This is a genomic window from Allobosea sp. P4_E12 (assembly GCF_056401655.1).
In genome coordinates this window covers 16,291-37,928 of sequence record NZ_JBFUIY010000029.1, presented here as the reverse complement: position 1 = coordinate 37,928, position 21,638 = coordinate 16,291, and the positions used below count along the sequence as shown (strand labels likewise).

The 21,638-nt window shown below is 64.8% G+C and carries 19 protein-coding genes and 1 pseudogene; 12 read left to right on the top strand and 8 right to left on the bottom strand.

All coding sequences use genetic code 11. From position 1 onward, the window contains the following. The first annotated feature begins 5 nt into the window (after nt 1-5). From AC1DW9_RS27790 to AC1DW9_RS27770, 5 genes are read left to right on the top strand one after another with little or no spacing between them, the layout of a single operon-like run. On the top strand, nt 6-1,499 hold the full coding sequence (locus AC1DW9_RS27790; RefSeq protein ID WP_476776417.1) for an AMP-binding protein: 1,494 nt from the start codon (nt 6-8) through the stop codon (nt 1,497-1,499). Between the two features lie 2 nt (nt 1,500-1,501). Next, nucleotides 1,502-2,653, top strand: coding sequence for an acetyl-CoA acetyltransferase (locus tag AC1DW9_RS27785; protein ID WP_476776462.1), 1,152 nt, complete (start codon nt 1,502-1,504; stop codon nt 2,651-2,653). Then, nucleotides 2,646-3,038, top strand: coding sequence for a Zn-ribbon domain-containing OB-fold protein (locus AC1DW9_RS27780; RefSeq protein ID WP_476776416.1), 393 nt, complete (start codon nt 2,646-2,648; stop codon nt 3,036-3,038). The genes AC1DW9_RS27785 and AC1DW9_RS27780 overlap by 8 nt, the downstream gene beginning before the upstream one ends. Then, on the top strand, nt 3,035-3,934 hold the full coding sequence (locus AC1DW9_RS27775) for an SDR family NAD(P)-dependent oxidoreductase (protein ID WP_476776415.1): 900 nt from the start codon (nt 3,035-3,037) through the stop codon (nt 3,932-3,934). The genes AC1DW9_RS27780 and AC1DW9_RS27775 overlap by 4 nt, the downstream gene beginning before the upstream one ends. Continuing rightward, a complete protein-coding gene (locus AC1DW9_RS27770) occupies nt 3,931-4,677 on the top strand; it encodes a 3-hydroxyacyl-CoA dehydrogenase family protein (protein ID WP_476776414.1) in 747 nt (248 codons plus the stop codon). Before AC1DW9_RS27775 ends, AC1DW9_RS27770 begins: the two co-directional genes overlap by 4 nt. Nucleotides 4,678-4,803: 126 nt before the next feature. Here AC1DW9_RS27770 and AC1DW9_RS27765 read toward each other — a convergent pair whose 3' ends face one another. The 3 genes from AC1DW9_RS27765 to AC1DW9_RS27755 all read right to left on the bottom strand — a co-directional run bounded on the left by AC1DW9_RS27765 (nt 4,804) and on the right by AC1DW9_RS27755 (nt 7,761). Next, nucleotides 4,804-6,447: an MFS transporter gene (locus AC1DW9_RS27765; RefSeq protein WP_476776413.1), complete on the bottom strand. Its 1,644-nt coding sequence runs from the start codon at nt 6,445-6,447 to the stop codon at nt 4,804-4,806. A 212-nt stretch (nt 6,448-6,659) separates the two neighbouring features. Beyond that, nucleotides 6,660-6,908 carry a hypothetical protein gene (locus tag AC1DW9_RS27760; RefSeq protein ID WP_476776412.1) on the bottom strand — a complete coding sequence of 83 codons (249 nt, stop codon included), beginning with the start codon at nt 6,906-6,908 and terminating at the stop codon, nt 6,660-6,662. A 163-nt stretch (nt 6,909-7,071) separates the two neighbouring features. After that, a complete protein-coding gene (locus tag AC1DW9_RS27755; RefSeq protein ID WP_476776411.1) occupies nt 7,072-7,761 on the bottom strand; it encodes an AprI/Inh family metalloprotease inhibitor in 690 nt (229 codons plus the stop codon). Nucleotides 7,762-8,091: 330 nt separating this feature from the next. On the opposite strand from AC1DW9_RS27755, the gene AC1DW9_RS27750 reads away from it, so the two are divergent. Then, nucleotides 8,092-8,694, top strand: a complete 603-nt coding sequence (locus AC1DW9_RS27750; protein WP_476776410.1) for a hypothetical protein — start codon at nt 8,092-8,094, stop codon at nt 8,692-8,694. Between the two features lie 331 nt (nt 8,695-9,025). On the opposite strand, the gene AC1DW9_RS27745 is transcribed toward AC1DW9_RS27750, so the two are convergent. Continuing rightward, nucleotides 9,026-9,193, bottom strand: a complete 168-nt coding sequence (locus tag AC1DW9_RS27745; RefSeq protein WP_476776468.1) for a hypothetical protein — start codon at nt 9,191-9,193, stop codon at nt 9,026-9,028. A 104-nt stretch (nt 9,194-9,297) separates the two neighbouring features. Here AC1DW9_RS27745 and AC1DW9_RS27740 point away from each other — a divergent pair, with 104 nt between their 5' ends. Then, the gene (locus AC1DW9_RS27740; protein WP_476776409.1) at nt 9,298-10,332 is read left to right on the top strand and encodes an IS110 family RNA-guided transposase; all 1,035 of its coding nucleotides are present in this window, start codon (nt 9,298-9,300) and stop codon (nt 10,330-10,332) included. A 271-nt stretch (nt 10,333-10,603) separates the two neighbouring features. On the opposite strand, the pseudogene AC1DW9_RS27735 reads toward AC1DW9_RS27740, so the two are convergent. Continuing rightward, nucleotides 10,604-10,885, bottom strand: a pseudogene (locus tag AC1DW9_RS27735) (transposase); the annotation flags it as partial. A 91-nt stretch (nt 10,886-10,976) separates the two neighbouring features. After that, nucleotides 10,977-11,735: an HXXEE domain-containing protein gene (locus AC1DW9_RS27730; RefSeq protein ID WP_476776408.1), complete on the bottom strand. Its 759-nt coding sequence runs from the start codon at nt 11,733-11,735 to the stop codon at nt 10,977-10,979. Between the two features lie 34 nt (nt 11,736-11,769). Here AC1DW9_RS27730 and AC1DW9_RS27725 point away from each other — a divergent pair, with 34 nt between their 5' ends. After that, a complete protein-coding gene (locus tag AC1DW9_RS27725; RefSeq protein WP_476776407.1) occupies nt 11,770-12,492 on the top strand; it encodes an HXXEE domain-containing protein in 723 nt (240 codons plus the stop codon). A gap of 231 nt (nt 12,493-12,723) precedes the next feature. Here the strand turns inward: AC1DW9_RS27725 and AC1DW9_RS27720 are convergent, their stop codons facing one another. Further along, nucleotides 12,724-13,371 (bottom strand): response regulator transcription factor, encoded by a 648-nt coding sequence (locus AC1DW9_RS27720; RefSeq protein WP_476776406.1) that lies wholly within the window; start codon nt 13,369-13,371, stop codon nt 12,724-12,726. Between the two features lie 220 nt (nt 13,372-13,591). Between AC1DW9_RS27720 and AC1DW9_RS27715 the strand changes: the two genes are divergently transcribed. Continuing rightward, nucleotides 13,592-16,168, top strand: coding sequence for a diguanylate cyclase (locus AC1DW9_RS27715; protein WP_476776405.1), 2,577 nt, complete (start codon nt 13,592-13,594; stop codon nt 16,166-16,168). 169 nt (nt 16,169-16,337) lie between these two features. Here AC1DW9_RS27715 and AC1DW9_RS27710 read toward each other — a convergent pair whose 3' ends face one another. Beyond that, entirely contained in the window at nt 16,338-18,710 is a 2,373-nt protein-coding gene (locus AC1DW9_RS27710; protein ID WP_476776404.1) for a Tex family protein, read from the bottom strand. An 816-nt stretch (nt 18,711-19,526) separates the two neighbouring features. On the opposite strand from AC1DW9_RS27710, the gene AC1DW9_RS27705 reads away from it, so the two are divergent. From AC1DW9_RS27705 to AC1DW9_RS27695, 3 genes are all read left to right on the top strand, one after another. Then, a complete protein-coding gene (locus AC1DW9_RS27705) occupies nt 19,527-19,829 on the top strand; it encodes a tautomerase family protein (RefSeq protein ID WP_476776403.1) in 303 nt (100 codons plus the stop codon). 44 nt (nt 19,830-19,873) lie between these two features. Continuing rightward, nucleotides 19,874-20,704: an MBL fold metallo-hydrolase gene (locus AC1DW9_RS27700; RefSeq protein WP_476776402.1), complete on the top strand. Its 831-nt coding sequence runs from the start codon at nt 19,874-19,876 to the stop codon at nt 20,702-20,704. 142 nt (nt 20,705-20,846) lie between these two features. Beyond that, entirely contained in the window at nt 20,847-21,611 is a 765-nt protein-coding gene (locus AC1DW9_RS27695; RefSeq protein WP_476776401.1) for an ABC transporter substrate-binding protein, read from the top strand. The last annotated feature ends 27 nt before the right edge of the window (nt 21,612-21,638 follow it).

Here is a 21,638-nt window from a genome sequence, read left to right as displayed (position 1 = left end):
CGATCATGTCTGCCGAAATCAGCTTTCCCGCCCGCCTCGCAGAGCTTGCAGCCGAGGCACCGGACATCGTGGCGATCACCTTCGTCGATCGTGACGGGCAGGAGACGGACGTGACCCGGCGCGACCTGCATCTGCGCGCCGCGCGCCTCGCCCGCGTGCTGGCGCAGCGCGGGGTCGGCCCGGAAACCATGGTCGTGACCGGCATCCCCAACAGCATCGAGCACATCGCCATCGCGATCGCCGCCTGGCGCTGCGGCGCCTGCACGGTGGCCCAGAGCGCCCGTGCGCCCGAGCGCGAATTCGCCGAGACGCTGAAGCTTCTCGACGCAAGGTTCGTGATCGCCGACCGCGCCGGGGCCGATATGAGCCATGCCGAGATCCGCGCCGTCAGCCTGGACGACGGCCGCGACGCGGAGCCGGTGCCGGACCGGGTCGCTCATCCCGGCAAGGCGACCGCCTCGGGCGGTTCGACCGGCCGCCCAAAAATCATCGTCTATCCCCATCCTTGGGTCCGCGTGCCCGGCGAGATCGGCGATATCAGCCATATCGGCTTCCGCTCCGGGCAGATCCAGCTGGTCTGCGGCCCGCTCTACCACAACGCACCCTTCACCTGGGCCCATTTCGGCCTGTTCGAAGGCCATCGGCTGATCCTGATGGAGCGCTTCGATGCCGCGCGCGTGGTCGATCTGATCGAGCACCATCGCTGCAGCTTCATGTTCTTCGCGCCGACGATGATGCAGCGCATCATCCGGCTGCCGGAGATCCAGTCGCGCGATCTCTCCAGCATCGGCTCGATCTTCATCACCGCGGCCATCTGCCCGGTCTGGCTCAAGCAGGCCTGGGTCGACCTGATCGGCGCTGAGAAACTGCAGGAATCCTACGGCAGCAGCGAAGCCGTCGGTTACGCGCATATTTCCGGGCCGGAATGGCTTAGCCATCGCGGCAGCGTCGGGCGGGCCGGCGACGGCGACCTCAAGATCCTGGACGCCGAATTCAACGAGGTCCCGACCGGAGAGATCGGCGAGATCTTCTTCCGCCCGACCCATTATCCCCGGCCGACCTATGCCTATATCGGTTCGCCACCGGCCAAGACGACGCCGGACGGCTATACCAGCGTCGGCGACATGGGCCATGTCGACGCCGAGGGCTTCCTCTACATCGCCGACCGGCGCACCGACCTGATCATCAGCGGCGGCGTCAATGTCTATCCCGCCGAGGTCGAGGCCGTGCTGACCGAGCATGCCGCCGTCGGCGACGCCGCCGTGGTCGGCCTGCCCGATGCGGACTGGGGCCGGCGTGTCCACGCGATCGTGGAACCGGTCGACCCTTCCGGCACGATCGCGCTCGACGAACTCTACGCCTGGATGCGCGAGCGCCTCTCCGCCGCGAAGATTCCCAAGACGATCGAGATCACCTCCGCCCTGCCGCGCGACCAGTCCGGCAAGATCCGCCGCAGTGCCCTGATCGCGGCCCGTACCCCTGAAGGATTGAGCCAGTGACGATGCGTCCCGTCTACATCGCCGGCGCAGCGGAGACGCCGTTGGGCGAGGTCCACGACCATAACGAACTCTCGATGATCGCACTGGCCGCGGCCGAGGCCCTGGCAGAGGCCGGAATGTCGATCCGCGACGTCGACGGCCTCTTCGTCAACTATATGGGCGAGGAAGGCTCGGTCCAGGTCGGGGAATATCTCGGCATCCAGCCGCGCTACGCCGATTCCACCGATTTCGGCGGCGCGGCCTTCGAAGCCCACGTTCACAAGGCGATCGCGGCCATCAATGCCGGGTTCTGCGAGGTGGCCCTGATCACCTATGCCTCGCGCCAGCGCAGCCGGCGCGCCCGCCATCGCGAGCCGCCTTCCGGTGGCATGGGCGTGCCGATGCTGCAGCAGCTCGAGGTTCCGACCGGGCTGCCGGCACCGATCGGGCGCTACGCACTCTATGCGGCAAGGCACATGCACCTGTTCGGCACCACGCGCGAGCAGATGGCGGAAGTCGCCGTCGCCTCCCGGATGTGGGCGATGCGCAACCCCAAGGCCTGGAGCCGCAAGCCGCTGAGCATCGACCAGGTCCTGTCCTCGGCGCCGATCTGCGATCCGCTGACCCGGCTCGACTGCTGCCTCGTCACCGATGGCGGCGGGGCGATCGTGGTCACCACCGCCGAGCGCGCCCGCGACGCCGCCAAGAAGGCCGTGCGGGTCATCGGCGCAGCGCAGAGCCAGAACCACTGGCTGGTCTCCCAGATGCCGGAGCTCGACCGGGAAGGCATGCCGGGGCGGCGCTGCGGGCCGGAAGCCTTCGCCATGGCCGGCATCCGACCGGCCGATGTCGACGTCTTCCAACCCTATGATTCCTTCACGATCAGCGTGCTGATCGCGCTCGAGGACCTCGGCTTCTGCAAGCCTGGAGAAGGCGGCGCCTTCGCGCAATCGGGCGCATTGCGCCCCGGCGGCTCCCTGCCCTCGATGACCTCGGGCGGCGGGCTCTCCTACAATCATCCCGGTGCGCTCGGCCTGATGCTGCTGATCGAGGCGGTCCGCCAGCTGCGAGGCGAGGCCGGCGAACGCCAGGTGCCCGACGCGCGCATCGGCGTGGCGCACGGCACCGGCGGCTTCCTGTCAACTGCGAGCACGGTGGTTCTGGCCCATGACTGATCACGCCTTCAAGGTCGAGGACCCCTTTCTCTGGCCGTTCTGGGAGGCTGCTAGCGAGAGGCGCCTCGCGGTCCAGCGCTGCCGCGGCTGCAGCCAGCATCAGTTCTACCCGCGGCCGTTCTGCCTCTCCTGCGAGGGCCGCGAGCTCGACTGGGTCGATGTCACTGGCGCGGGAGAAGTCTATTCGATCACCACCGTGCGGATTCCGGTCTCCGATCTCCTGCCGCCGCCCTATCAGGTCGCGCTGGTGACGCTCGATGCAGGGCCGCGCCTGCTCGCGGGCATCGATGGCCCGGCCTGCAGCATCGGTGACCGGGTCAGGCTGGTCTGGCGCGAGCGCGAGGACGCGCCGCCCTTCCCCGCCTTCGAGAGGTTGACCTCGTGAGGCTGCGGGACCGCGTCGCGATCGTCACCGGGGCCGGGCGCGGACTTGGGCGGGCGCATGCGCTGGCGCTGGCCGCGCAGGGCGCCGCCGTGATCGTCAATGATCGTGGCGCCGCGCTCGACGGAGCAGGCCACGACGCCCGCCCGGCCGACGAGGTCGTCGCCACCATCCGCGCGCAGGGCGGGCAGGCCGTCGCCAGCGCACATGACGTTGCCGACTGGGACGAGGCGGCGGCACTGGTCGCATTCGCCGTGTCGCGCTTCGGCCGGCTCGACGTGCTCGTGAACAATGCCGGCATCCTGCGCGACCGCACGCTCGCCAACATGTCGGAGGCCGAGTGGGACGCCGTGATCCGCGTTCATCTCAAGGGCCACGCTGCGCCGGCGCGCCATGCGCTCGCTTATTGGCGCGAGCGGCACAAGCGCGGCGAGGCGGTCACTGCCAGCGTCATCCACACCAGCTCGGCCTCCGCCTTCGCCGGCAACATCGGGCAGGCGAACTATGCCAGCGCCAAGCTTGCCGTCGTCGCCCTGTCCTCGACCATTTCACTCGAGGGTGCCCGCTACGGCGTCCGCTCCAACGTCGTCTCGCCCTCGGCGCGCACGCGCATCAGCGAAGCCACGATCGAGGATGCACCCGCCGATGGCAGCTTCGACGTGATGGCGCCCGACAACGTCTCTCCCCTCATCGCCTGGCTGGCGGAAGCCGCCTGCCCCGCCAATGCGCAGGTCTTCCACCTGATCGGGCGGGAGGTCCTGCTGATGGACATCGCGGCGGTTACGCAACGCGTGCGCGCACCGCGCCGCTGGTCGCCGGAGACCCTCGACGCGGCGCTGCGCGGACGGCTGCTGCCGCCGCGCGACATCAACATCTTCCTGAAGGAGCACTTGCTGTGAACGAACCCGCAATATCCCCTCTCGTCGCCGTGATCGGGGCCGGCATCATGGGCACCGGCATCGCTCAGTCGCTCGCGCTCGCCGGGTGTCGCGTGCGCCTGAACGACATCGCAGAGCAGCGCCTGCAGGCCTCGCTCGACACGATCGAGAACGGTCGCTTCGGCCTGCGCCGCGGAGTCGAGCGCGGCAAGGTCACGGCGCAAGCGGCGAATGACGCGCTCGCACGCATCACCACGACGACCTCGCTGGAGGATGCCTGCGCCGGGATCGACCTCGCCATAGAGGCCGTGCCGGAAGACCTGACGCTGAAATGCGACGTCTTCCGCCGCCTCGACCAGGCCGCCCCGCCCGCCGCCATCCTGACCTCGAACGCGGCGGGACTGCCGATCACGGCCCTGGCCTGGGCGACAGGCCGGCCCGAGCGCGTGCTCGGCTGGCACTGGGCCCAGCCGGTTGCGGTGATCCGGCTCGCCGAGCTCGTTGCGCATCCGCGGACGGCGCAGGACGCGATCGACTATGTCAGCGCATTGGCACGTCGCTGCGGCAAGAACCCGATCGTCGTCAAGGACCAGCCCGATAGCTGGGGCTATGTCGCCAACCGCATCAACCGGGCCGTCCGCATCGAGGCGCGGCGCGTGGTCGAGGAAGGCGTCGCCTCGGAAGACCAGGTCGACGAAATCATGCGCGACTGCTTCCGTTGGCCGATGGGACCATTCGAGATGCAGAGGCCCGGCTCGATGTGAGCTCAGGCCGCTCCGGCGCCAGGTCTGGCCGCCTCCTTGCAGGCAGCCACGCGGCCCTCGCGACTGGCCGGAGCCCGCTCCCGGTGCCTGGCCGAGCGATCGGCCGGTTTCAAGGAATGGCGGCGTTCAGGTGTGGGGGGTGTCGGGCCGGAAGACATCGGCCTTGCGCGGCGTGGCGGTGGGCCGTTCGATCGCGAGGGTCACGTCCGGTGCCTCATGCCCCATATGCAGATCAACGAGGATGGCATTCAGGGCTCTGTCGGCTGCGGTCTGGCGGTAATTGAAACGCAGATAATCGTTCCAGGTGGGCGTGTGGAACGACTCGGTCCAGACGGCGGTATCGCGCAGATTGCGCGTCAAAATCCATCTGCGGGCGCCGTTGCGCCCTTGGGCGCGCCGGCGCTGCAGCATCAGGGCCAGAAAATTCTCAATCTGATCGGCGGCGATCCGATACTCGATCCTGACGGCAATCGGACCGCTTCGCGGCTTCAGATCGAGGTTGATCGCGGGCGCCTCGAAGGTCTCGTGCGTCGAAACATCAGAGTCCTTGCGCTGATGGATGGGCAGGAGAAGACCGAGAACGGCGACGCCAAGAGAGGCTGCGGCCGAGGCCTGCAAGGCAAGGCTCAAGGAATAGCTCTCGGTGACCATCCCCCAAAGCCAGCTCCCCGCGGCGAGCCCGCATGAGGTGAGAGCGTAATACATCGAAATCGTCCGGCCGACGACCCAACGGGGGCTCGCCCATTGCACGCTGATGCTCAGGCCCGACCAGCCCAAAACCCATCCGGCGCCGCCGAGCATGAGGGCAACCGCCGCGACAGCCGGGGTTTTCGTCAGCGAAAGACTGATCGTGCATGTCGCGCACGCGATGCAAGCCAGCTTCAGGAGCTGTTCGTCCGACAGTTTTCGCCTGAGCGCCGTCGAGGTCAGGCCCGCCAGCAGCGCTCCTGCGCCGAAGCCGGCCATCAGGGTGCCATAGGCGACAGCTCCCTGTTTCAGCTGATCGCGAACCACCAACGGCAGGAGCGCGAGGATGGCGATGCCCGCGAGCCCGAACAGGAAGCCGCGCGCGATCGCCGCCTTGATCTCCGAAGACAGCGACGTGAAGCGAATGCCGTCGGAGATCGCCGTCAGCATCGCTTCGGGTGGCAGCCTCGAGGCGGGGACTTTCCACCGGGAGCGCCAGACCACGATCAGCGGCGCGAGATGGCCAAGCGTGTACAGGCAAAACGCCGTCAGGGGGCCGAAGGACGCGAGAACGATGCCCCCGAGAGCCGGCCCCACGCTGCGCACCGTGTTGAACCCGACGGATGTCAGCGTCACGGCCGCGGCAAGATCCTTTCGATCGACGATATCGCCGACGGACGCTTGCCAGGCCGGGTCGTTGAAGGCGATGCCGCAGCCCGCGAGGAAGCTGAAGAACAGGATGATCCAGGGGTTGATCATGCCAAGTGCGACGAGGATCGTCAGCACGGCAGCGGTCACGGCCATCAAGGACCGCGCCGCCAGCATCACCTTGCGCCGATTGAAATTGTCGACGATGGCACCGGCGAAGATCGACAGAATGAAAGCCGGCAGGTTCGTCGCCGCCTGAACCAGGGCAACCATGACGCTGGACGGCGTGATGGTCGCCATCAGCCAGCTCATCGCGATGGTCTGGATGAGCCATCCCATCCCCGAGATCAGCCCGGCGAGCCAGATGGCCCGGAATGTCAGGTTGTTGAGAGGCGCAAACGGCCCAGTGCCTGCCGCGGGCTTCTTCACATCCATGACCCGGCTCGTTTCCGACGTCTGCTTCTGGGCGCCGGCGATGATTCCGAGCGTAACGCCTGACTCTTACGTCACGATTCCTGTTTGCAAAGCGCCAAGAACGCAGGTTGCACCATCGTCCAGCGACGGATGCCGGCTTTGCGGCGTCACCATCCCGGCCGTCGCAACGCTCGGGAAGCCGACGCTCGCCCATCGTTGCACCCGTTGGTGCTTCATCCGCCGGCGGCGCTGTCCCGGAAGGTCTGGACCGCCTCGGCGGCAAGGGTGTTGATGGATTTGGAGCCATCGCTCATCAGGCGAACGACGATGCCACCAAGTTTGGCTTTCGCAGCGTCGGCCTCGTCACCGATGAGGCGGTTGTCGCGGCTGACGGCATCCCAGGCACGCGCCTGGATCGACTCGGCAACCAGCATCTCCTTCGAATTAAGCACACCGGGGAAGCGGAAATTAACAGTCGACATCGGCAGGTCTCGATCGCTCCAAGAAGACGCCCGTACGGTCGGGGGCGCACGAGCAGATCGCTTCCGACGCGGACGAACTGCACGGGCGTACCAGCCTGGGCGGCAACCAAACGCTCAATCGGGCAAAGAGTTCCGGCGGCGCGATGGAAAAGCGTTCGCCGCTTCACCGCGTCATGCGAAGCGAGCCACCACCCGCTTCGACCGAGCCTGAAAGGCTCGCCTCCTGACCAGAAAGGCGGGCAACGACCCGCTCGCGCGAGTACAGCGTGACATTGCCTCCTGAGAAACTCCAGAGGTTGACGGTCTCAAGCGGAGATCCCGCGCAACCACTCACGGAGGCCTTGTAGAGGTCGATCGAGGACGTGGTGGAGAGTTGAATCCTGCAGGCCTTTCCGCTGGCATCCACAGCTCGCCAGGCACCGACGTAGGCTGATGGGCTGGATGCAGGTGGAATCGCCTGCGAGGCAGAGGGCTGGTTCGTCGCAAGCCTTCGAGCAGGCTGCGGTCGCTCTTCGATCACCTCTCCCTCCCGGGCAAGCTCGCCGTCCTCATAAGGCTCCGGAGCGTAATCAGGCCCCGGGGCAACAGGGTCCGGTGGTGGTCCGACCACGACGCGTCCGGCGGGAGGTGCGACATCGGTCCGGAAGGAATCCATGCCGCCGTTATCGAAATAGGGTTCCGTTTCGACACCGTCATATGGCGGCGCATCCCAGGGCGCGGGGTAACCAGGTGCCGGGCCATAGGCGCTGCGTGGCCCCCAGGGGCCGGTCGAGTAGCCGGTCGAGTAGCCAACCGAATTGCAGGCCGTCAGGAGGACTGAGGATGCGGCAATCATGATGCGTCGCAGCGTCATCGAATACCTCGCTGGAAATCCGGTCCCTGACGGCAGGGCAGCGCTTGTTGGGGCTTTGACTTGATTTGCGACGATGCTGAGCGGCGCACCGCCGCGTGAGGCGACGAAACAGGAGGGCGACCAAAGACTACCGCGGTTATGGCGATCACGCATCCCGGCTCGAAAGCGAGTGCCCTTGTCGCTACAGTTCGATCCATGGCGAAGCAGGCCGCGAGGGCAACAATGTCGCGCAGTGTCTCAAGGTCCCTGACCGGCCTTGCAGTCGCTGTCGTGGCCGCCATCTCATGTCCGGCCGCATCCCGGGGGCAGGAACCGTCTCTGGCCGGCCAGATGAAGAGCCTGATTGCCGTCCTGCGGGCCACCGCGTTCAGGCCCGAATGGAAGCTCCATCCTGATGAGTACGCGGCAAACGGCATCTCGCAGTTCTTCCCGACTGATCCGACTGCCGAATACATGTGCCTGGCAGGTGGATGCTACGCGTTCGGCTCGATCGAAACCCCTTTCAATATCTCGGTTACCCATGGGTCCGATGGATCGCTCTCCGCGAATTTTGTCCTGAAGGAAACCGATCCGGCGAAAATGAACAGGGCCGATCAGTTTCAGATCACACCGCTTACCTATCTTGGCACGGCGTGCTTCTCGGTCGCCGCAGCCAATTATCTTCACAGATCAAAGCTGGATCTGGAGCCCGACGCACTTTCGAAGGAGGTGGATGCGGTCTTTGCTGAAATGGAATCCAAGAATAATACTCAGGATTTCCAGCGCGGGATCATCGGCGGGTTAAAGTTATCGTTCCCCAAATATCGCGTCACGCTTGATCTTGCCAGTGAGATGCCAAATGTAAGTTGCGCGATCCTCTATGATGCCGAGGGTGGCATCAGCGAACTCGATTCAGTGGCAAACGAACTCGCGGGCCCCAACGCTGCACGGTGATGCCAGGGCGGAAACGCGCGACATGCGCGGCCAGATGCCACTTCGACCAAATCAGCGATCCCCCGAACGCAGCATAGGCAGAGATGACCGACAGGTGCCTGCGCAGCGCGACGAGCACGATGCCATCGCGTGGATGACGAAGGCTGATCGAACCGGCATTAGGTAGCAAAAACCACCAGATTTGATGCCGCTTTTTTGGTAGCTTCCGGCTCCTTTGACGGAGCGGGAGCAAGTGAGAGTTGACGAGTAACTGAAGCGGAAGCGCAAACGTCAGCTTTCGCGCCGAGATCCAAGGAGCAAAATAGACCCGTTGCGGTCGGCGACGCAGTTGTCAGTCGGTCTCTGGAAAGTGCTGATAATGCGCGCCGGTCACGCCGGCGGCATCCAACTCGGCTTTCAGGACTTCGCTGATGCCCGGGGTGGGCATCACGATGAACTTGATCGCTGTCGCGGAAGCGACCGTGCCGGTTCTTCGAGAAGGTGGAATGGTCGGGCACATCCCCCTCCAGGCCAAGCCGGCAGAGATGGAGTAGGCGGGCGGTCGCGCCAGGACGAGAGTGCGTCGCGCGGTTTGACCCACAACGCCCTGCCATGGAGACGGTGATGGACTATTTCGCTGGCCTGGATGTGTCCCTGGATACCGTGAACGTCTGCATCGTCAACGACGCGGGCGATGTCCTGCTCGAACGGAAGATCGACGCCGAGCCAGCGGTCATCGCTGATTTGCTGGCGGGGTTCGGTCATCCCTTCAAACGGGTCGGCCTGGAAGCGGGCCCGACATCATCATGGCTTCACAGCGCGCTGCGCGAGGCCGGGTATCCCGCGATCTGCCTCGAATGCCGCCATGTGAAGGCCGGCCTGAGTGCGATGAGGAACAAGACCGACCGCAACGACGCGCGCGGGATCGCCCATCTTCTCCGCCTTGGATGGTTCAGGCAGGTCCACATCAAAAGCGACGAGGCACAGCAAGTGCGCATGGCGCTCGTCAGTCGTCAGCAGCTTTTGAGTAAATCGCACGATATCGAGAACGCAATCCGCGGCTCGCTGAAGGTGTTCGGGCTTCGCATCGGGATCGTCACGCGGAGAGCCTTCGAGGAGCGCGTCTTGGAACTCGTCGCCGATCATCCAATCCTGCTCTCGATCACGGAGCCAATGCTGCGCGTCCGTCAAACGATGATCGAGGCTTTCGAGGAACTGGACCGCATGTGCCGGCAGTTTGCACGACGCGATCCGGTCTGCCGCCGGCTGATGACGATACCCGGTGTCGGGGTGGTCGTGGCGCTGACCTATCGCACCGGTGTCGACGCTCCCGAGCGGTTCTCGCGATCAAGAGACGTCGGCGCACATTTTGGCCTGACGCCGAGACGTTATAGCTCCGGACAAACCGACTTCGACGGTCGCATCAGCCGCTGCGGCGACGAGATGGTCCGCACCGCGTTGTACCAGGCAGCCCACGTCCTCTTCCATCACGGTCCCTGGTCGGCCCTGAGGTCGTGGGCGACGCGGCTGGCGAAGCGAGGCAGCGTGAAGGTCGCGAAGGTTGCTCTCGCACGCCGGCTTGCCGTCGTCATGCACCGCATGTGGACCGACGGCACCGAGTTCCGTTGGTCAGCGACGCCCGGTTCGGCCGCCGCGTAGTGGGGAGGTCCACGTAGCGATCGACCTTCATAGTTCCGTCGCCGCGGCGGAGAAGAGCGCCTGGGAGGGTGCGAGGGTCGGACGAGCACGCATCGCTGGTTGCGATGGCACGGCATTCGCCGGTCCGATCGCGAGGCAGAGCTAGGCCGTTCGATCCTTCTCAACCCATCCTGTCCGCCGACGCAGTCAGCGTCGAGCACGCAAAGAAGCCTGAACTCGTCCGGGCGCTCCTGATCCACCGCGACACAAAAACGGAGTTGACACATGCCCGCCTAAAGAACCAGCGATAGGCGAGGTTCAGATGCACTTCGTCGCAAAGCCTGCGCTCGGAGCGGATGCCGAAGCAGTAGCCGACGATCAGCATCCGGATCATCAGCTCGGGATCGATCGAAGGCCGGCCGGTGTCGCTGTAGWAGGGACGTAGATGCGCACGGATGCCGGACAGATCGACGAAGCGGTCGATCGAGCGCAGCAGGTGGTTGGCCGGGACATGCCGCTCAAGGCTGAACTCGTAGAACAGTGCCTCCTGCGCAACCGTCCGYTCGCCCATCATCGCGCCGCCCTCCGCCCAAGGACGACTGAATCAGAACCTCARGCTCGCAGCAACACCGACTTCTTCAACAAAATCGACCCATTGGAGACGTTCAGCTCCGCCTGTTAGGCGTCGTCTGCGCCAAAGGCAACGGGACGATACCAGCCCGGGTGAGACACGTTACCCGGTTCCACCTTGCCATCTCCTGCGGCTCAAACGGGTATTTCGTGTTTTTGTCGGCCATGAAGCCATACCCGACGCGAAGCATGATCAATCCAACGAAAAGGCCGAGTGACAGCAGGCCGAACAGCCAGTCCCAGCCGCTGACGACACGATGGCTGTAGACCTCGATCAGGTACCAGAGGCCAAGAGGGATATGACCAAACACCACCGCCGCGAGGCCGGGATTGTAGAAGGTCTTTAGCTTGCGGTTGATGATGATGCCGTGGACGACAAACTGGCCGACCATCCCGAACAATACTTGGGCAAGCCCGAGCCACACCGCGCCTGGGAAAAACGCCGGAACGATGTAGAACGCCCATCCCATGACGTTGATGAACGCGCAATTGGCCTGATTGAGAGGATAGCGATCCGCTGGGCCTCCCCTGGCATTAAACACCTCGTTTAGGACCCACGGCGAGCCGCCGGGCCAGCGCATCTCCTCGAACTGGTGGAGCAACAACACCGCGGAGTTTAACAGCAGTATACGCTGCACCGTTAGGAGGTCACCTGCCACCGCCAAGATTGCGAGGGGCACGACCATCACCAAGCCAATGTCGTACCAGCGCCGGATAAAGTAGTTAGCCGCTTCTACCAATGGCGCCTCCCGCGAACGGCTCAAGTTACAATGGTAATCCGGCTGGCTGGTCATTACGATCAGCCGCGGGTGTCGGGGAACGATGCGAATGTGGTTCTACACCGTATGGCCATTCATGGGATTGGGCGGGGCGATTGTGATGGTCGCCATCTTGCTGACCACCGACACGTTCCGCAGCAATCCCACAGTGTCCCGCTGGCGTGATCCAGCCTGGCTGGTGTGGCTCGCAGTGCCGCTATACTGGCTGCATCAGTTCGAGGAATACAGCCTGCCTGTGCTGGGCCTCGACTACTCAATTCAGGAAATGATCTGCCAAAAGATCGGCTTCCCACCGTATCCGGACTGCCCGATCCCCTTGGCTTTCTACCCTGTCGTAAACATCGCTTTGATGTGGTTTGGGGCGCCGCTAGCCGCCTACCTCTTCCGGCGCAACGTTCTCATCGGCCTCAGTTTCTGGGGGCTGCTCTTCGCCAACGGACTTGTGCACACCGCGGGCGGCATCATGGAGGGCGCTTACAATACCGGCCTCTGGACGGCGGCAGTCTTGTTTGTTCCGCTATCCGTCTGGGTCATTTACGCCTCCGCGATCCGCGGGCCGTACAGTGGCAAGGTCGTAGGCGTGGCTTACGCGGCTGGAGCCCTTACCCATGTCTTGCTTTTCGCCGGCTACGGGTTTTTCAAGGCCGGGGTAATCGGCAGTGTCGGCCTGCTGGTATTTGCCGCGGTGATCGGTTTCGCGCCGATAATCTTGGCGGCCATTGCGAGCCGTTTCTTCAAACCCGAGTTGCTACGACCAGTTCCGGAGCATTAGGCCGCGAGCACTGGCGTCCGCTTCCCACCCACCCGCGACTTTCAGAACGTCTGGTAATGGGCAATGTCCCGGGGACCTGGAGCCTGTGAGGACAGTACTGGGAGTTGCAGAGCGATGCCCAGCACGCGTCACCGAATTTTTCGGAAACATCGTGAAGCCTGGAACCCATTCAACTCAGATGTTTAGTAGGCCTCAGGTGGTCTTTCCTACCTAGTGCCGGATCGAACGCCGTCAGACAACGTCGATCTGCTTGACCAGTCTTACGCCGGCGCTGTGAACCACTTGCAGGGGGGATTCCATTCCTGCCCCTTTCAGCTTGGAACGCAGGCGCGCCAGGAACGCGTCGAAACGCCGGCTTTCGGGATCGATCCGGGCGTGGCCGAACAGGCCCATGATCAGGTCCCGCGAAACCGTTTCGTCCGGTCGCGCCGCCAGATGCTCGAGCAGGATCACCTCCCGAACCGAAAGCTTCACCGATCTGGTGTCCGGCGAGCGCAACGTTTGTGTCTGCCGATTGAGCCGCCAGGCGGCGCCTGCGGGCGCCTCGATCGCACCCGCCCCTCGACCGTTTTCGGCTTCGACCGGCCCGCGGCGCATGCGTCGACCGAGATTGAGGATCGCTAAGGCCAGCTCCTCGGTGTCGACCGGCTTGGTGAGATAGAGATCGGCTCCTTCGGCATAGCCGCGCACGCGATCATCGCGACCGGTGCGCGCCGTCAACAGAATGATCCCCATCTCCCGCCGCGCGGCAATGTTCCTGGCCAACTCGAATCCGCTGACGTCCGGCAGGTGGATCCTTTCGATCGACGATATCGCCCACCATGCGCCCGGCCGAAGGTCAACCGGAACCCCGTTATGGAGCAGGGGCGAGCCGATCATAGGCAGCATATCCGGCAGGCAGCCAAGCCTGCCGCGGGGCCTTGAGCTGTAAACTGAACCGGCCCGAACACTGCAGCAGCAGTGGAACGCACGGATTTGGCAACCAAGTCTCAATCGTCGTCAGGGATGGTGCAGCCAAATTGCTGCATCGCCGCATCCAGGCGGCCCCGACCGGGACTGATCACAAGCCATGGACCTCAGGAATCTGCTGAAGCCTCCGATGAGGCGGACAGTCGTCATTGCGGCTGCAGTGCTCGTCGCGGGGTTGGCGGCAACCTTCATGGCCCGGACAGCGGCAGAGCGCCTGATCGCCACCGAGATGCAGCGACGCTTCACGACCGACGCGGCCGAGACAACCAGCGCGATCGGCGAGCGCTTGCGCGCCCACGCCGAAGTGCTGGTCAGCATGCAGGGCCTCTATGCCTCGGTCGGACGCGTCGACCGCGCTCAGTTTCGCCGTTACGTCGATGTTCTTGATCTGAAGAGACGTTATCCGGGCTTCCAGGGACTGCAGGCGTTGCGCCATGTCACCCCGGCGGAACTGGACCTTTTCGTCGCCGAGGTGAGATCGGACACAAGCCTCGATCCGCGCGGGCAGCCGGACTTCGCCGTGCATCCCGAGGGCCATCGCCCGACATACAATGTGGTCGAAGCCGTCGAGCCTCCGCAAGGCAACGAGACCTCCCTCGGCTTCGACGCCGGCGCCAACCCTATACAACTCGATTCCCTGCGCCGCGCTGCCGAAAGCGGGCGTATCGTTGCAACGCCTCCCGTCGTGCTGGTTCAGGACACCTCCGGAGGACAGGGCTTCATCCTGCGCGCGCCGATCTACCGCATCGGCGAACCCGTGCAGACGGTCGCCCAGCGTCGTGCGGCGCTGCGCGGCTTCGCCGCCGCCGTCTATCGCGTGAACGATCTGATGCGTGGGGTGCTCGACCTGAGGAGCCTGCAGCAGATGCATATCCGTGTCGTCGACCGCGGCTATGCCAAGGCGACGCCCGACGGCGTCATCACCGACGAGCCGGAGGATCCGTCCAACGCCGCGACGCTGATGTATGACAGCCTGGAACCCAATCTCAGGCTGGTCACACCGGTCGCGACGACTGCTCCGGGGATTTCCGCGGAACGTTCGCTCGTGGTTGGCGAGAGGGTGTGGCTGGTGCAGTTCGCCGCCCGGCCGGGCTCGGGCTACGAGGCCGATCGGATCGTTCCCAATCTCGTGCTGGCGAGCGGATCGATTATCAGCCTGCTGGCCGCGCTGCTGGCCTTGATCGTGATGCGGTCGCGCCGCCTCTCGGGCAATCTCACCGAACTGGACGCCGAGCAGCGCGCCCTCGTCGAGAATCCGCTGGCCGGTATCCTGTTCACCGATGGTCGCAAGGTCCTGCGCGGCAATCGCCGGATCGCCGAACTCTGTGGGCTTGCGGCCGAGAATCTGAGCGGCCTCGACATCGGGGCCCTCGTTGCCGGATCGGACAGCGCGGCAGCGTTCGATGTGGCGCTCGCCAAGATCCGCAGTAACGGCGCAGCCGGTGTGGAATTGCACCTGCGTCGCGCCGACGGCACGACCTTCCTCGTCGATGCCTATGGCAGGCCCCTGATTGCCGGCGTGCGCAACAGCCCAAGCGGAATCCTATGGGTCATTCAGGACAAGACCGACGCCCTGCTCGTCGAAGAGGAACGCCGCAGCCACGCTCGCGAGCTGCAGATCGCCAATGAACGCCTGACCGCGTCGCTCCACGCCGCCGAAGCGCGCACCGAGGAAATCGAGCTGCTCACGGAGCTCAGCGGCATCCTGCAATCCTGCCAGAAGTCGGACGAGGTCTTCGCGGCGGTGAAGAGCTATGCCAGCCGCCTTTTCCCGGCCGAGGCCGGCGCGCTCTACGTGATCAACGAAACACGCGATCTGGTCACCCGCGGCGCACGTTGGGGCGATCTCAAGGCTGATGCAGCATCGTTCCATCCGGACGAGTGCTGGGCCCTGCGACGGGGACAGACCTTTCCGCTCTCGGAAGCAAGCCGCGGCCTGAGCTGCGGCCATGTCGCCGCCTGCTGCTCGGCACCGCCATCGAACGTCGTTTGCCAGCCGCTCATCGCCCAGAACAACCTGCTCGGTCTGCTCTATCGCGAGACCGGCCAGGCCGCCATCGACGGTTCGGCCCAGCAGCTCGCGACGATGCTCGCCGAACAGGTCTCGCTGGCCATCGCCAATATCGAGCTGCGCGAGCAGTTGCGCAGCCAGGCGCTGCGCGACCCGCTTACTGGCTTGCATAATCGACGTTTTCTCGAGGACGCTCTCTCACGGGAGATCGCCCGCAGCGCCCGCAGCGGCAAGCCGCTTTCCCTGGCCATCCTCGACCTCGACCATTTCAAGCGCATCAACGACACCTATAGCCACGAAGCCGGCGATGCCGTCCTGCGCGACATGGGCGAGATCCTGCGCAAGACGACCCGCAAGAGCGACATTGTCGGCCGCTTCGGCGGTGAGGAGTTTCTGCTCCTGCTCCCCGAGGCTGGGCTGGACATGGCCACCAAGCGCATGGGCGAAGTGCTCGACGCGGTTCGCGGCATGCGCGTGACCTGGTCCGGCGAGCCGTTGGCCGGCATCACCGCCTCGATCGGTCTCGCGGTACTGCCCGTGCACGACAGCCAGGGCGACGGCCTGATCGCCGCGGCCGACGCGGCGCTTTACCAGGCAAAGGGACAGGGGCGCGACCGCGTTGTCGTCAGCGACCGCATCGCGGCGCCGCTCGATGATGCCGGTCGGATCCCCCCAGAGCCGCTCCGCATGGCATGAGAGGGCCTTGCCGCCTGTCGTTCACGGCGCTGTCGCTTGCCGTTGGCCGCTTGGCCAAGGGTTGGCGGTTCGGCTTCAAAACCCTGCCGCCCCTGGCGAAAGCGGTCGTCGGCCCGGACCGGATACGATATCCGGTCCGATGATCCAGGCTTCGCGACGGCCGGTCCCCCTATCGCCGCTTGAGCGCGTCCATGAGGGCGGCCCCCAGAGAACCCTGGCTTTCCTTCTGCGGTGTCCGCGCCGGCCCTCCCCGCCCCGGATTACCCTTGCCGTCGCGCGCGTCCTTGCCTTCGCGAGCACCCTGGCCGCCGCGAGCATCCTGGCCGCCGCGCGCATCCTGGCGCGCGGTCTCACGCGGCCCCTTCGAGCTGTCGCCGCCTGCGTCGCTGCGCATGGACAGCGAGATGCGCTTGCGCTTGATGTCGATCTCCAAGACACGCACCTTCACGACGTCGCCGACCTTCACCACCTCATGCGCATCCTTCACGAAGCGCTCGGCAAGCTGCGAGACATGGACGAGCCCGTCCTGATGCACGCCGATGTCGACGAAGGCGCCGAAGGCGGCAACATTCGTCACCGTGCCCTCCAGCGTCATCCCGACTTCGAGGTCCTTCATGTCGTCGATGCCATCAGCGAAGGCCGCGGTCTTGAAGGCAGGACGTGGGTCGCGGCCCGGCTTGTCGAGCTCGGCGATGATGTCGCGCACGGTCGGCAAGCCGAAGCGATCGTCGACGAAGCTGCGAGGATCGAGCCCGGACAGCACAGCGCTGTCACCCATCAGGGAGCGCAGGTCGCGCCCGCAGGCGGCGACGATCTTGCGGGCGACGCCATAGGCTTCCGGATGCACCGATGAGGCGTCGAGCGGTTCAGATCCGTCCCGGATGCGCAGGAACCCGGCGCATTGCTCGAAGGTCCGAGGTCCGAGCCTGGCAACGGAGAGCAACTGGCGGCGCGTACCGAACGGTCCGTTGACATCGCGATGCGCGACGATCGCTTCGGCCAGCGCAGCGCCGAGCCCCGATACCCGCGCCAGCAGCGAGGCCGAGGCGGTGTTGAGGTCGACCCCGACCGCGTTCACGGCATCCTCGACCATGGCGTCGAGCGCGCGGGCGAGATGATACTGATCGACATCGTGCTGGTACTGGCCGACGCCGATCGATTTCGGATCGATCTTGACGAGCTCCGCCAACGGGTCCTGCAGGCGCCTTGCGATGGAAACCGCGCCGCGCAGCGTGACGTCGAGGCCCGGAAACTCGGCGGCGGCCTGTTCCGAGGCCGAATAGACCGAGGCGCCGGCCTCCGAGACGACCACCTTGATCGGCTTGGGCGGCGGCAGATCGCCGAGCAGCTCCGCGACCAGCTTCTCGGTCTCGCGACTGCCGGTCCCGTTGCCGATGGAGACGAGTTCCACGCCATGCCTGCGGATGAGGCTCGCAAGCTCGGCCTGCGTGCCGCGAACATCGTTCCTCGGGGAGAATGGGTAGACGGTCGTGGTGGCCAGGAGCTTGCCGGTGCCGTCGACCACCGCCACCTTCACGCCGGTCCGGATGCCGGGATCGAGACCCATCGTCGCCCGCGATCCGGCCGGTGCGGCCAGAAGCAGGTTCTTGAGGTTGCGGGCGAAGACATTGATCGCCTCGGCTTCGGCCTTCATCCGCAGATCGGTCATCAGGTCCACCGAGAGGTGAAGCGACAGCTTCGCCCGCCAGGTCCAGCCGACGACCTCCATCAGCCAGGCATCGCCCGGCAACCTGTCGCCGATCGCGTAGGTCTCGGCGATCATGCGCATCACCGGCTTGAGCGGGCGCGGATCATCCCTGTCCGCTTCGATATCGAGCGTCAGAATGTCCTCGTTACGGCCCCGCAGCATGGCCAGCGCACGATGGCTCGGCACGTTGGCCCAGCGCTCGACGTGATCGAAATAGTCGGAGAATTTGGCGCCCGCCTCCTCCTTCCCTGCGATCACGCGCGCACGCAACTCGGCCCTCTGATGGAGATAGCCGCGCAAACGACCGAGCAGCTCGGCATTCTGGGCGAACTGCTCCGAGAGAATGTCCCGGGCACCGTCGAGCGCGCTCTTGGTGTCAGCCACGTCGTCGGTGAGATAGGCCGCCGCCAGCTCGGCAGGGACAGCCCGGCGATTGGCCAGGATCGCCTCGGCGAGTGGCCCCAGGCCGCGCTCACGCGCAATCTCTGCCTTGTTGCGGCGCTTGGGCTTGAAGGGAAGATAGATGTCCTCCAGCTCGGCCTTGGTCGTGGCGGCAGAGATCGAGGCCTCGAGTTCAGGCGTGAGCTTCTCCTGCTGGCGAATGGCCCCGAGAATGGCGCCGCGTCGGCCTTCGAGTTCGCGCAGATAGATCAGCCGTTCTCCGAGCAGGCGCAGTTGGGTGTCGTCCAGCCCCCCGGTCGCCTCCTTGCGATAGCGCGCGATGAAGGGAATGGTCGCCCCCTCGTCGATCAGTGCAATGGCGGCGGCGGCCTGCGGCAGGCGCGCGCCGATCTCGGCGGCGATGCGGGATGCGATTGCGGCGTTGTCGGACATTCAGGACACTGGAACCGTTGCTGGAACAGAGATGATGGTTGGCGGTCATTCAGGTGATCGAATCTTGTAGTTTAGAGCATGCTTGGTGCGAAAAACCGTTGCCACTTTTTCGCAGCATGCTCTCGGCAATGCGGCTTTATTGCATCCGCACCGGGCGTGCCTCATTCATAGCACCGCTCTCGATCACCTCCACCCCGCAGCGACGGTCACACCGGAAATCGGCAACCTCCGCCGAAGGCCAGCCGGCGCTCTCTACCCCACAAAGACATTCCGGGAGCCGGGCTCGCCTCCAGAGCCGGGACGCGCAGAAGCCCGCATTCGCTTTAGGACGCTCCGCCCTCCTCCGGTCAGAACCAGTACATTGCCGTTGCCGAAGCTCACGCAGACGGTTTCGCGGCCCATGCCGCCTCGGTTCGTGGCCGCACGGATATCGCGGATCGTGCCGGTGATGCGCACGGCTTCTCCGACCGTTTTATCGAAGAGGCCCCGCCCCGAACCTGGATGTACGCAAACTCGGCGCAAGGCATCCCGGCGCCACAGACGTTTCAGATGCCCGCAGAAGGCCGCCAGGAGCTGACGTCGGCGCTCTGCCCGGAAACCGACATATGGCGCCTCAGGAGTGGCCCATCTATGAGCTGAAAGACCCCTCCGGCTTCCCTTGAGCTCTTTGATTATTCTCTCGCAGTGAAGAGTTTATCTCTGCGCTGCTTATTGCAGTTACTCAGCAGAAAAATTAGACAATTGCCACACAATACTAATTTATTCTTCTGAGGAAGATCTGTAATGCCAAGTATTCGAATCGAGGCAGGAGCTTGGTTGCGTGGCCGCGAGCGTGAGCTGATGCTCGCCGTGAATGACGCCACGTTTGAACCTTTAGGCGTTCAATCCGAACAGAACGATATCGTTATCAACTGCCGCGACGAGAACACGCGCTTGGTTGCGCCAGGTCGATCCGAACGATTCTGCCGCATCGAAATCAAGATGCTCGCAGGTCGTTCCGATGACCAGAAGCGGGATCTGCGTTCGAACATCTGTCGATCGCTTCAACCGTTCGGCATCACCGATACCGACGTGAAGCTGATCGTCACAGATGTTCCGCGGAGCAATCTCGGACGCTGACAACAATGTTCTTGCCCTGCTGCGGCACGCATTTGGAGCTCGATATGCCATCCTTTATCTGCACGGCTTGCGGAACATCGTACCCGCCGGGCGAAAAGCCGCCGGTCAATTGTCCGATTTGCGAAGAGGAGCGACAGCTCGTTCCAGAAGCCGGACAGAGCTGGACGACGCCACAAGGGCTCGCCGCTCGTCATTTGAATGCCTTCCGCGAGTATGAGCCCGGCATCATCGGCATCGGTTCACGGCCCCAGTTCGGCATCGGACAGCGCGCGCTCCTCGTCTGCACGCCTCAGGGGAACGTCTTATGGGACTGCATTTCTCTCTTGGATGCTGCGACGATCACGCTGATCAAGGGCCTCGGCGGCCTCAAGGCGATCGCGATTTCCCATCCGCATTTCTACAGCAGCATGGGCGACTGGAGCCGCGCATTCGGCGACATCCCGATCTATCTGCACGGCGCTGACCGCAAATGGATCATGCGGCAGGAGACGTCGATCAGCTTCTGGGAAGGCGATACGCAGGAACTGTTGCCCGGCGTGACGCTCGTGCGGACCGGCGGGCACTTTCCAGGCGCGTCCGTGCTGCACTGGGCGGGTGGCGCCAACGGTCGTGGTGCGCTGCTCACAGCCGACACGGCGACGATTACGCTGGATCGGAAGTATTTCTCGTTCATGCGCGGCTATCCCAACTTCATTCCGCTCTCGGCGCGTGAAGTCGAGGCGATTGGCGCAGCGCTCGCGCCTTATCCGTTCGATGCAGCCTACGGGCATTTCTTCGACCGGGTCATTCCGACCCAGGCGAAGCAGATCTTCGAGCTTTCCATCGAACGCTACCTTGCAGCCATCTCGGGAACGGCAAGGCCCGACGGCGAGTAAGACGTGGGGGGATGGGTCGGGCGCCCCGATCGCGCTTCTGCAAGACCGCGACGGATCTCATCGTTGGCCGCCCAAGGCGTCGGCCGCGGCAAGCGCTGCACGACCGCGGCACCAGTGTTGATAGCTCACAGGAGGGCCTGCCATGCGCCCAGTCTCGCTCGACGCCGTCAAGCAATTTGCTCCCACCGGCACGCTGCGCGCGGCCATCAACTTCGGCAACCCGGTGCTCGCACAGCGGCACGAGGCGACCGGAAAGCCGAGCGGCGTCGCCGTCGATCTTGCATACGAGCTGGGCGATCGCATCGGAAGGCCGGTCGAGCTCATCGCCTTCGAGGCGGCGGGCAGGGTTTTCGAGGCTGGCAGGACCGGCGCGTGGGATGTGGCCTTCTTCGGCGTCGAGCCCGAGCGCGCCGCAGAGGTTGATTTCACCGCGCCCTATCTGCTGATCGAAGGCACCTACATGGTGCCGGCCGCCTCGCCGCTGCGGGCGGTCGAGGATGTGGACCGGCCACAAGTGCGTATCGCAGTCGGACGAGGCTCAGCCTACGACCTCTTCCTGACGCGCGCCATCGCGCACGCCACCATCATGCGCGCCGCGACCGGCGGGGCGCGGGCCATGATCGATCTGTTCCTGCAGGATCGGCTGGAGGCGGTTGCCGGAGTTCGACAGGCGCTTGCGGCCTATGCGGAAAGCGATCCGACGATGCGGGTGATGGACGGCCGCTTCATGGAAATCCGGCAGGCCATGGGCATGCCGAAGGGGCGAGCCGAGGCGATGACTTATCTCGCCAGCTTCATCGAGGACATGAAGGCTTCGGGCTTCATCGCGAGGGCGCTCGCGGGCAGCAACCAGCGCGGCGTGCTCGTCGCGCCGCTGCGATCGGACATCGAAACGCAGGCGAGCTAATCGCCGCAACAAGAGGGGACAATGGCA